Annotated in this window: 11 protein-coding genes; 7 read left to right on the forward strand and 4 right to left on the reverse strand. The window is 45.4% G+C overall.

The annotated features are described in order from the left end of the window. Positions 1-65: 65 nt before the first annotated feature. On the reverse strand, positions 66-1,589 hold the full coding sequence (locus ACTIE6_RS03900) for a lipopolysaccharide biosynthesis protein (protein ID WP_439555378.1): 1,524 nt from the start codon (positions 1,587-1,589) through the stop codon (positions 66-68). A gap of 52 nt (positions 1,590-1,641) precedes the next feature. On the opposite strand from ACTIE6_RS03900, the gene wecB reads away from it, so the two are divergent. Next, complete coding sequence (wecB, locus tag ACTIE6_RS03905) at positions 1,642-2,742, forward strand: non-hydrolyzing UDP-N-acetylglucosamine 2-epimerase (RefSeq protein ID WP_439555379.1); 1,101 nt, start codon at positions 1,642-1,644, stop codon at positions 2,740-2,742. A 33-nt stretch (positions 2,743-2,775) separates the two neighbouring features. Beyond that, positions 2,776-3,420 carry an FkbM family methyltransferase gene (locus ACTIE6_RS03910; RefSeq protein ID WP_439555380.1) on the forward strand — a complete coding sequence of 215 codons (645 nt, stop codon included), beginning with the start codon at positions 2,776-2,778 and terminating at the stop codon, positions 3,418-3,420. Here ACTIE6_RS03910 and ACTIE6_RS03915 read toward each other — a convergent pair whose 3' ends face one another. Then, complete coding sequence (locus ACTIE6_RS03915; RefSeq protein WP_439555381.1) at positions 3,421-4,353, reverse strand: GNAT family N-acetyltransferase; 933 nt, start codon at positions 4,351-4,353, stop codon at positions 3,421-3,423. Between the two features lie 288 nt (positions 4,354-4,641). Between ACTIE6_RS03915 and ACTIE6_RS03920 the strand changes: the two genes are divergently transcribed. The 3 genes from ACTIE6_RS03920 to ACTIE6_RS03930 all read left to right on the forward strand — a co-directional run bounded on the left by ACTIE6_RS03920 (position 4,642) and on the right by ACTIE6_RS03930 (position 6,402). After that, positions 4,642-5,262: a response regulator transcription factor gene (locus tag ACTIE6_RS03920; RefSeq protein WP_439555382.1), complete on the forward strand. Its 621-nt coding sequence runs from the start codon at positions 4,642-4,644 to the stop codon at positions 5,260-5,262. 88 nt (positions 5,263-5,350) lie between these two features. After that, a complete protein-coding gene (locus tag ACTIE6_RS03925) occupies positions 5,351-5,881 on the forward strand; it encodes an RNA methyltransferase (RefSeq protein WP_439555383.1) in 531 nt (176 codons plus the stop codon). 89 nt (positions 5,882-5,970) lie between these two features. Continuing rightward, a complete protein-coding gene (locus ACTIE6_RS03930; RefSeq protein WP_439555384.1) occupies positions 5,971-6,402 on the forward strand; it encodes a histone H1/H5 family protein, HCT subfamily in 432 nt (143 codons plus the stop codon). A gap of 39 nt (positions 6,403-6,441) precedes the next feature. On the opposite strand, the gene pgeF is transcribed toward ACTIE6_RS03930, so the two are convergent. Next, the gene (gene pgeF, locus ACTIE6_RS03935; protein ID WP_439555385.1) at positions 6,442-7,221 is read right to left on the reverse strand and encodes a peptidoglycan editing factor PgeF; all 780 of its coding nucleotides are present in this window, start codon (positions 7,219-7,221) and stop codon (positions 6,442-6,444) included. A gap of 203 nt (positions 7,222-7,424) precedes the next feature. Here pgeF and ACTIE6_RS03940 point away from each other — a divergent pair, with 203 nt between their 5' ends. Further along, complete coding sequence (locus ACTIE6_RS03940) at positions 7,425-8,411, forward strand: glycosyltransferase family 2 protein (RefSeq protein WP_056283291.1); 987 nt, start codon at positions 7,425-7,427, stop codon at positions 8,409-8,411. Positions 8,412-8,464: 53 nt separating this feature from the next. Here the strand turns inward: ACTIE6_RS03940 and ACTIE6_RS03945 are convergent, their stop codons facing one another. After that, positions 8,465-8,980, reverse strand: coding sequence for a DinB family protein (locus tag ACTIE6_RS03945; protein WP_439555386.1), 516 nt, complete (start codon positions 8,978-8,980; stop codon positions 8,465-8,467). Between the two features lie 223 nt (positions 8,981-9,203). Here ACTIE6_RS03945 and ACTIE6_RS03950 point away from each other — a divergent pair. After that, a partial coding sequence (locus tag ACTIE6_RS03950) for a metallophosphoesterase family protein (RefSeq protein WP_439555387.1) occupies positions 9,204-9,997 on the forward strand: 794 nt, incomplete at its 3' end.

The raw sequence follows: 9,997 nt of genomic DNA on the forward strand, positions 1-9,997 counted from the left end.
AAGTTAAAAACACAAATGCCAGAAAGGAATGGCGCGTCCCAGGTGAGCGGGCGTCTGCAACAAGGTTATTTTCTCTTCAAAATACCTGTTTTTACAAAACTCCAACCTGTACCAATGCCCGTCGCAATATCCTCGGAAACCTTCCAGACCAAAATTCCTCCTCCGAAAATAACAGACACAATAACAGATCTCAGCAGTACGTCTATGATCACTGCATAGAGGTTTTTCGAATCAGCCGGGTGGGGGATAAAGTAAACCGCCAGGTAAGCCAGCGCTGCCAGTACCGCTACTTTTGCAGTACCAGCTGTAAAGGGTTGAATCCCCATTTTGCGCTTGATAAAAAAGAGTTTTATAAAGTTGTATGTAATGGTGGAGAGCAGTGCCGACGCAGCAGCTCCGTTATAGCCAAACATCGGTATCAGGATCTGGTTACTCAAAAGCAGCAAAATCGTGAAGAAAAGCATGAAGACGATATCATACCGGTAGAACTTCGAATTAGTCAATATCTCAGAGTTCAGGCCCGTTGCCATATCTGCAATGCGGGAAACCCCGACCATTAATACTACCCATTTTCCCTGCGCGTAGATGTCAGATTTGGGGATCAGCCCGAAGATGGAATCGATGTTGCACCAGATCCCGAGGAAAAGGAAGGTGCCTATAATAAAAAGGTTCAGCGAGGATTTTTTGTAAATGCTGTCAATGTGGCCGATGTCATTTTTAGCGTAAGCTTCTGAAATAATAGGCGCACTGATCATCACGATACTGTTGCGGGGAATGGAGATCACGAGTGCAATGCGGGAGGCAATGTCAAATATGGCGGTGTTACCAAGTCCGCCTTCGAATGCAGGCAAAAGGACTTTTTCAATGTGCGGTAACAATGCAGCACTGGCGCCTCCAAGTAACACCCACATCCCGTAGCGATACATTTCGCGGAATGCAGGATGCTTTATAAACCCGAAGTCAAGCGAAGTGTAAAGCCTGTTTTGAAAATACAGATAGACGAGCATTGCAGTGATTGCGAGTGCGTAGCTCAGCACAGTGAGCCATACCATGGTATCAAATGTGATGATTTTGAAACCAAATAAAATAACCAGCAAGCTATTTGCCAGCCTCAGGCCAACCTCGCGGATCAAAGAAGGTACTGCAATGCGCAGGTTAATGCGTGAGTAAGATTCCAGCGCCAGTAAATAAACCATCCCGACCGTTAGGGGAATGAAAACGTAATAGTACTTAACCAGCAGAGGAGAATGGTCGAGGTAAAACTTTAAGTAGAGGGGTTTGACGAGTAAATACAGCGAAACGAAGGCTGCCAGGCCCACCAGCGGCGTGACGATAATGAATGTAAAAAGCTGCCGCCGTGCCACTTCATCCTGAAACCGGCTGTGAAAACGCACTGCCACAGAAGGTACACCAAGCAGCGCGAAAGACATATAAATAACGGGGAAAGTGAGCAGGGTAGAGGCATAGAGGCCAAGCTGCTCCTGCGTCATAAACTGGTTGTAGAGGATCAGGATATTGAAAGTCCCTATGATTACTCCGACATAAGAAACAATAGAACTTTTAAATCCCTGACGAACAATAATCCCCATTTGATGAACTTGATTGGCAGGACGAAATAAGATAAAATGCAGCAGATAGCCTATGAAAATACTGATTGTCGCAGGTGCGCGGCCTAATTTTATCAAAATAGCACCACTGTACCGCGCTTTCAATGCATACCCGGAATTTGCAACACAACTGGTACATACCGGCCAGCACAGTGATTTTTCAATGTCGGGTGTATTCTTTCGCCAGCTGGGTTTACCAAAGCCGGATCATTTCCTGAATGTAGGACCAGGGACCCAAACCGAGCAGACCGCGAAGATTATGCTGGCTTTCGAGAAAATTGTGAAAAAGCAAAGGCCGGAACTGGTTGTTGTGGTAGGTGATGTAAACTCGTCGCTGGCCTGCGCGCTTGTGGCTGTCAAAATGAATGTGCCGGTAGCACACGTGGAAGCCGGATTGCGCTGCGGAAACAGGCAAATGCCGGAGGAGCTGAACCGTGTGATGATCGATGCGATTTCAGAAGACCTTTTTGCGACGGAAGCAGCTGCTGTGGAGAATTTACGTAAAGAAAATATTCCATTAGCGCGCATTCACTTTGTAGGGAATGTGATGATCGACTCTTTGGTGCATTGCATGAATGAAATAGATCGCGTCAGGTTGCGTGAATTGCAGGGGATCAGGAAACCGTATTTGTTGCTCACCATGCACCGGCCGCAAAATGTGGACAGTAAACCGGAGCTCGAAAAGTTGCTAGACCTGATCAGCGTATTGGGCAGCAGGTATCACGTCATCTTCCCGGCGCACCCCAGAACATTTAATAACATCCATTACTTTAATCTTTTAGCTGCATTCTACGAAATGAAGAATTGCAGTTTACTTCTTCCGGCTGGCTATTTTGAGTTTACAAACCTGGTTAAGAATGCGCGGCTGGTTATCACAGACTCGGGTGGCGTACAGGAAGAAACTACTTTCCTGCGCGTTCCCTGCATTACGCTCCGCAATGAAACCGAGCGGCCTGTCACGATAAAGGAAGGAACAAATCACCTTGTCGCCGATTATACTGCAAAGAAAGTCCTGGCCGTGATGGACCGGATTCTGTCTGAGCCCGTAAAGGAAATTCCATCTCCCTTTGGTTGGGACGGAAAAGCCGCAGAGCGCATTGTAGCAGTTTTAAGAGAAAAGTACATTAATTCGTAGGTTTGTGGCAAACAATGCCTAGCAGATCGATCAATGTTGAAACAAATAAAAAATAGCGCGTGGGGTTTATTGAACAAGGTAGGTCTTGGCGGGGTGGTCCAGCTACACCTCGACGGTGCCTTAAAGCAATACGGCTGGTTCAAAAGCTTTCATTCTAAACAGTCCGTGGACGCGAACGGAAAGCCGCTTCCCTGGTACACTTATCCATTTATACTCTTTCTTAAACCCAGATTGAAACCCGGTTTTTGTGTTTTTGAATACGGATCTGGTAACTCTACAATCTGGTATGCAGGTCAGGTGGAGTATATTACAGCTGTAGAACATGAAAATGCGTGGATCCGGCAGATCGGTCCCCGGCTTCCTGTAAACACAACTTTGCTGGAAAGGCCGCTGGGCGACAGTTACATTCAGGCAGTACAATCCACTGGTGAATTATATCATATCATTGTTGTTGACGGTCGCAACAGGGTTAAATGCGCCATTTTTGCCTCCGATTTCCTTACTCCGGACGGTGTGATCATTATGGATAACTCAGAAAGGGAATGGTACCAGCGCGCAAAAGATCATCTCGCACAAAAAGGATTTCGCCGGTTGGATTTTATAGGAATGACACCTATTGTCGGGATTGAAACTTGCACAAGCGTGTTTTACAGGGACGGAAATTGTCTGGGTATCTGATCAAACCTCACAGCGATAAGTAACTTTCACGCATTCCTCTGCCCCAAGATTGCGTTTGAACCGGCTTAACGATTCCTTTGGATTGCCAAGATGATCAAGGGAAGTCCCGAGGTCGAGGATCTTGCAGCCTTCAAGTTGGCAGTGTTCGTATAAGCATTGCGTCAGAAGAATAATGGGACTGAATGTTGCGTATGCATGATCGTAGTCGGACAGGAATAGGTAGAGTACGTGTGGTGCTACACGTACGGCAATAATGACAGCCACAATCACACTTTTGTGAGAGGCTGTGAATATCAGGAAGTGGTTGGGGAAAGTTTGCGTCAGTTTGGCAAGCTCTTCATGCAAAACCGGAAGCGGGTATCCTTTTTGAGTATGACATTTATAGATAAACGAATAGATCTGGTCAAAGGGAATGTTCGTATTTAACGTCGCTGCAATACCTGCGTTTAAACTTTTTCGTAATCTGCGCGCAGCAGTGCTGCTGATGATAGTCGAAAATTTCGTTTGAGTTACAGGAATATAATGGTTTGTGAGCGTACGATATGGACTGAAACCAGTATTTACGTAATTCCAGTGTGTTTTTTCGTGAATTTCGAGATCATAACAGGAAGGTGGAGTTTTGATGATTAGCGCTTTGCAAGAACTCCGTGCAAGCCAATCCTTGATCGAATGCAGCATGAAAATCAGCTCGCTATTCGTGCAGTTTTCGTGAAATGTGAGTCCGCCAAATGGCGCTTTCAGTAGCGAAATCCAGCAGCCGGCGACGTCTACATTACAGTGAAATTCGGCTATGATCTGATGAGAATAATTTCTAGCCAGTATAAAGGTTTGAACAGGGGTGTTAGCCAATTGAAGATGCGAACCCTTGAAAAACAGAAAATCAGAAACTGAGGTCTCGTGACTGCAAATGGGGTATTCGTCAAACACCATCATAGTTATTCGACCATTGTCACAAGAAAAAATAGGTGCCTTTTGTAAATCCGGAAACAGCAAGTGTGTGTAAGCGTTATTGGAAATAAATGGTATACTAATTTGATATTTTTTATGTTTAATACAATGCAGATTACTATTTTTGTTAATTATTCAAACAGTCCGGTTCGAGTGTACGGTAATTGCATAGGTTGGTAATCAGGTCTTTGAATTTAGTTGTTAGGTGTACACAAGCGGCGCTTAACTGTAATTTAATCAGATTTCATACATATAATTGGCCCGAGCCCATCCATGAAACACATACTTATCGCCGAAGACCATGCAGTAGTGCGAATCGGTACCAAGCACCTCCTCAAATCATTGATTCCGGACTCTACCATTTCGGATGTTGACGATTTTGACAAGATACTTCAGGAAATTGAGGTAAAAGCATACGACCTTCTGATTCTGGATATCAACATACTAGGTGGCAATACAACTAAAATGGTAGAAACCATTCGTCAGAAATCTCCGGGAACGAGGATACTGATGTTTTCCAGCTACGATGAACAGCTATACGGACTCATGTACCTTCAAGCAGGTGCAGACGGTTATCTGTCCAAAGATGCGCCGGAAGAAGAGTTTAAAACGGCTGTAATGAGCGTTTTGAACAATAAAAAATATATGAGCGAAGATATGCAGCAGATGAATATCAACCGGCTCATCAACCCGAAAGAGTATCTTCCGGATCCGATCGTTAGTTTGTCACCCCGGGAAACGGACGTGATGAACCTCTTGAAAGAAGGCTTGGGAACAGCCAAAATTGCTGAAAAGCTCAACCTGCAACTTTCAACGGTAAGTACTTATAAGGCAAGGATTTTCGAAAAGCTGGGTGTTAAGAACATTGTTGAGCTGATCACGAAAATCAAGTAAAAAATCAATAATACAATGCAGCTCCTGGATCCGATCCAGGAGCTTTTTTATTTACATGCGGTACTGCGCACAAGAATGAATAAATAATATGCGAAAGCTGGAAATGGAGGAAATGAACCGACTGACCGTCGAGGAGTTCAGGGAGGCTGAGAAATTTCCTTTTGTGATTGTACTTGACAATATCAGAAGTTTAAACAACGTAGGCTCATTTTTCAGGACTGCGGATGCATTCCGTGCCCAAAAGATATTCCTGTGCGGCTACACGCAGGAGCCGCCGCATCGAGAAATCACCAAAAGTGCATTGGGTGCCGAGCTCTCCGTGGATTGGGAGAAATGTGCGAGTGCAGTCGAGACTGTCCGGAAACTGAAAACAGACGGGTACCAGGTGTGGTGTGCCGAGCAGGCAGAAGGCAGTACTTATCTGCAAAATTTCGAGCCAGTAAATGGAAAACCCTGCGCCTTTGTCTTTGGTAATGAGGTAGAAGGCGTAAATCAGGAGGTGATTGCTGAAAGTAACGGCTGCATTGAAATCCCGCAGTTTGGCACAAAACATTCTTTCAATGTATCGGTGTCGGCAGGGATCGTAATTTGGGAATTTGTAAGAAAAAATTTAACATAAATATAACACCAAATATTTGGTCATTGTCGCCGAATAAATGCTAATTGCAGGTTCAGCATTGTTCTTTGTCTACACAGAAAATCAGATTTATGAAATCGGCTACAAAAAAGTTGTCAACTGAACTTGCGGAAACGCTTACAGGAAAAATCGAGGCAGTTTCAGCAGGATCGAAGAAAATAAAGAAGTCCATCGAAAAAGCAGCCGCTAAGCTAGCGAAGAAGGTTGCGAAATTTGAAAAGGAAACTCAGAAGAAAAAGGCAAAAGAAGCGAAGAATGCGGAGAAGAAATTAAAGCAGAAGAGTGATAAGAAAGAAGGCAAAAAGGAGAAAACGGAGAAAATTGCGGCGCTGGTAGCGGCAGCTTCTTCGAAAGCGCCGGTTGCTGCACCTGTAAAAGCTGTGAAGCCTGTTGCTACCAAAGTGGCACCTGCCAAATCAACAGCGAGAACCACTGCTCAGAAACCGGCTGCGACACAGCCAGCCCCGGTACAAACGGAAGCTGCATCCGCAGAACAAGTTTAGAAATTGCATGAGCCGGCCAAGAAGCCGGCTCTTTTTTTATCAAGGCTTCGTGCCTAACAAGCCGATTGTAGCCAGCATCCTGCCGGTTACTCCGTTTTCATTCCGATAGGAAAAATAGTCTTCGTTATTCAAAACTGTTGAATAGGGAGATATTTCGATGTTTTCAGCGGCCAGACCTGCTTCCAGCAGCTGGGCCTGGTTACTCTTTTTGAGGTCAACAAAGAATTTACCTTTTCCCTCGTCCCACCTTTTATAGTTATTTTCAAAATGTTGCGCGACATCTTCCCCTACTTCAAACGAGCATTCGTCTATGCAGGTACCGATGTAAGCAAGGCAATTTTCAGGTTTGCTGCCATATAGCTCCTGCATTTTCGATATTGTTTTAAAAACAATTCTCCCCACTGTTCCCCGCCAGCCTGCGTGAATGGCCGCAGCCGCATTGCTTGTGGGATCAAGTAGCAGGATCGGCGTACAATCAGCTACCGTTACCGCAAGCTGGATTCCTTTTATTTGCGTGATCAATGCATCGTAACCTTCAAATCTGCCGGGTTCCGTCACATTCAAAATCTCTGTCCCATGTACCTGGTGTGATTTTGCTACAGTAGCAAAAGGAATATGCAGAGCCTCAAAAAAGAGTCGGTTGTTTTCAAGTACATTTTCGTAAGTGTCCTGGGTTCCGCCGAGGTTAAGTGAATGGAATGGCGCGGGGCTCACACCTCCGTGCCTGGTACTTTCGCCGGCTACTACATTCGTAAATGGATTAAAAATGGCCGGAGTGCGATATAATGGCTTGGTTTCAGATGGGGTGGATTCGATCATACTGCTTTGTGTTTGTTCAAAATTAGATCATTCCGGTGAGCAGGGACTGTTGTTCTGAATTTATTTTGAGTATAAAAGGTTGCTTGAACAGCCGCCCGGACATGAGTAAGCCGAACCTGCCGCTAAATCGGCAGGTTCGGCGATTGATAAATAAATGCGCTAAATTTGCCCCGGCGAATGCCAAAATTGATGATGAAGTAATTATGATAAAAGTAAGCGTCTGCGTAGTTACCTATAACCACGAGAAGTTTGTAGCCCAAATGCTGGATTCTATTCTGATGCAGCAAACTACATTTCCATTCGAGATTGTAGTGGGCGACGATAATTCGAAGGATAACACCGCGGCTATTTTGAAGGAATACCAACAACGTTACCCCGATCAGATCAGGCTGTTGCTGCACCCGAAGAATATGGGCCTCAATGGTAAATACAATGCATTGTCCACCTTCGCTGCTGCAAAAGGGGAGTATATCGCGCAGTTTGACGGGGACGATTACCTGATTTCTCCATTCAAGCTTCAAAAGCAGGTTGAAATGCTGGATGCGAATCCGCATTACTCGGCTTGTTACCATAATGCCCGCGTTATCTTCGACGACAATGCGGCGCCGCCTTACCTGGTAAACACACTCAAAAAACCTGAGATAACAGTTGACGATCTGATCGGGGAGGACGAGCTTTGTTTTATAGCTACTTCCAGCCTGATGTTCCGGAGAGAGGATTTTGCTAAAAACCCTGATCCGGAATGGACAAATCTGTCAACCAGCGGAGATATCCCGCGTAATATCATGTTCGCGACACGCGGACCGATCGGTTATATCGATGAAGTAATGTCCGTTTACAGGAAAAACAGGGGAGGAGCGAGTTTTGCCGACAACCACTACGGTGCTGATTTTCTTTTTAACCGCATTCAGCTGTATGAGAATATCAACAAGGAGCTGAACTATAAATATGACGACCGCATTAAGAAAAATCTAAGCGTATATTATTACAAGTTGCTGTTTTCAAAGGAGTATGGCAATACTTACTGGCCGCGGTTGAAATATGCGCTGAAATATCTTTCCCTGGCTGAACCAGCCCCTGAAAAGAAAAAGGAAGTGATACGCGATTTCGTCGTGCCGGGATTTGCTATGAAGGTTTACAGCTTCATTGCGCTCAGCCTTTATAATCTGAAAAGCAAGGCAAAAGCCTGATCTAAATAGCTAGTACAAATAAAAAAGGGGTCGAACATTCGACCCCTTTTTACTTAAAATAACATCTCCTGCGGCGGAGTTGCACCTTTCATCCGAATGTAAGGTGTGGTTTGTCCGCGGTGGTGGGTTTGGTGTTCAAATGCTTTCTCGAAAGCCTCTCCCAATGTAATATCCCTGCCAAAAACCTTCACGCTTTTGTTCCAGTCAGCTTCGTTTACACCTTGCAGCGAAGTAATCACAAAATCGTAGCTCGCCAGTACTGCTTTTGTTACAGCTGCTTTCGACTGGTCAGCCATTTTTTCTGCGGATCCTTCAAGCGGGCCCTTTTTGCCGGTTGCTGCTGCAACAAATGCGATGTTGGCGTCAGCAAGGTGGTCCATTTGTCCGGCGAAGGAGCGGATCTCCGGCGTAGGTTTGAAAGCATATCCATCTTCCGGCATGGCGTCCAGGTATGCTTTGGTGTAAGCTTTGGCTCTTTCCCAATCCTTAACATGCTTTGTAATGGCAGTTTGCGCGAATACTGAGCAGGTTGTCAGCAGCATTAAACAGATGATAGTAACTTGTTTCATTCGATTGTGTTTTGGTGGTTAAAAAAACGCCCGAAAGGTAGCTTTAAGTGGTACGATTGTCAACAAGAGGCTGGACTAATTAACTTTCGGCGGGTTTCAATGTCCCTACGCCATTTCTCAGGTGCATTTTCACCGATTAATCATTTTATTGCGGGATAAAGGCTGGTATCTGCCGGAACAAATTTTTTGAGATACTGCATTTTGCCAATTCTATTAACAGATTATGCCTGAAACTCCCCAAGAGCGTGCACAAAAATACCTGGACCTTGGTCACAGCGAAGCCGAGAACCACGCAAAGGTCCAGCTTGAACTTTATGAAAAGCGGGTAAAAGACACTGCCTCGGTTACCAATGTGATCTCAGAGTTTTTTAAAACCAACCTGGTCGGTTTTGCCTGGCATTATCTGAAAAGCCGGTTTGGTCCGCGTCATCCTTATCAGGCATATCCGAAGAATGGCGATACAGGCATTTATCCGTTACAATCATCCATTCCGTCCCGCGATGAGGTGAGTCTCGCACTTATGTCAGACTGGGCAAGTGACACGGCGGAGTCTGATAAAGTAGCGAACCTGGTGTCGCGCTACGCGCCTGATTATACCATTCACATGGGCGATATATATTTTGTAGGTACGCCCAAAGAGGTGGAAGCAAACTTCACAGCTCCGCATGCTTCCTGGTATTACGGTGCTTCGGGAAGTCTTGCATTAGCAGGTAACCACGAAATGTACTCCAACGGGAATGCCTATTTTCAGCATTTGTTGCCTGCTATGTATGCACTTGATGGCGAGGTCAGGAAAACACAGCAGGCCGGATTTTTCTGTCTCGAAAATGAACATTGGCGTATTATCGGCATCGATACCGGCTACACGTCGGTTGGCCGACCGCTGGTGGAAATTATCTCCCCGCCCGACTGTCATCTTCGAAAGGAGCAGCTGGCCTGGTTGCGCGATGTGGTGAAGCTTGGGGATGTAAACGACAAACGCGGCTTGGTTTTCCTGAGTCACCATCCTTATTTGTC

It is taken from the genome of Dyadobacter sp. (genome assembly GCF_051859145.1).
Classification (GTDB): domain Bacteria; phylum Bacteroidota; class Bacteroidia; order Cytophagales; family Spirosomataceae; genus Dyadobacter.

What these genes read in the sequence shown, in the direction of transcription:
- ACTIE6_RS03900 (WP_439555378.1), bottom strand. Translation starts at nt 1,589, where the DNA reads ATGGGGATTATTGTTCGTCAGGGATTTAAAAGTTCTATTGTTTCTTAT.
- pgeF (WP_439555385.1), bottom strand. Translation starts at nt 7,221, where the DNA reads ATGATCGAATCCACCCCATCTGAAACCAAGCCATTATATCGCACTCCG.
- ACTIE6_RS03930 (WP_439555384.1), top strand. Translation starts at nt 5,971, where the DNA reads ATGAAATCGGCTACAAAAAAGTTGTCAACTGAACTTGCGGAAACGCTT.
- wecB (WP_439555379.1), top strand. Translation starts at nt 1,642, where the DNA reads ATGAAAATACTGATTGTCGCAGGTGCGCGGCCTAATTTTATCAAAATA.
- ACTIE6_RS03920 (WP_439555382.1), top strand. Translation starts at nt 4,642, where the DNA reads ATGAAACACATACTTATCGCCGAAGACCATGCAGTAGTGCGAATCGGT.
- ACTIE6_RS03940 (WP_056283291.1), top strand. Translation starts at nt 7,425, where the DNA reads ATGATAAAAGTAAGCGTCTGCGTAGTTACCTATAACCACGAGAAGTTT.
- ACTIE6_RS03915 (WP_439555381.1), bottom strand. Translation starts at nt 4,353, where the DNA reads ATGATGGTGTTTGACGAATACCCCATTTGCAGTCACGAGACCTCAGTT.
- ACTIE6_RS03925 (WP_439555383.1), top strand. Translation starts at nt 5,351, where the DNA reads ATGCGAAAGCTGGAAATGGAGGAAATGAACCGACTGACCGTCGAGGAG.
- ACTIE6_RS03945 (WP_439555386.1), bottom strand. Translation starts at nt 8,980, where the DNA reads ATGAAACAAGTTACTATCATCTGTTTAATGCTGCTGACAACCTGCTCA.
- ACTIE6_RS03910 (WP_439555380.1), top strand. Translation starts at nt 2,776, where the DNA reads ATGTTGAAACAAATAAAAAATAGCGCGTGGGGTTTATTGAACAAGGTA.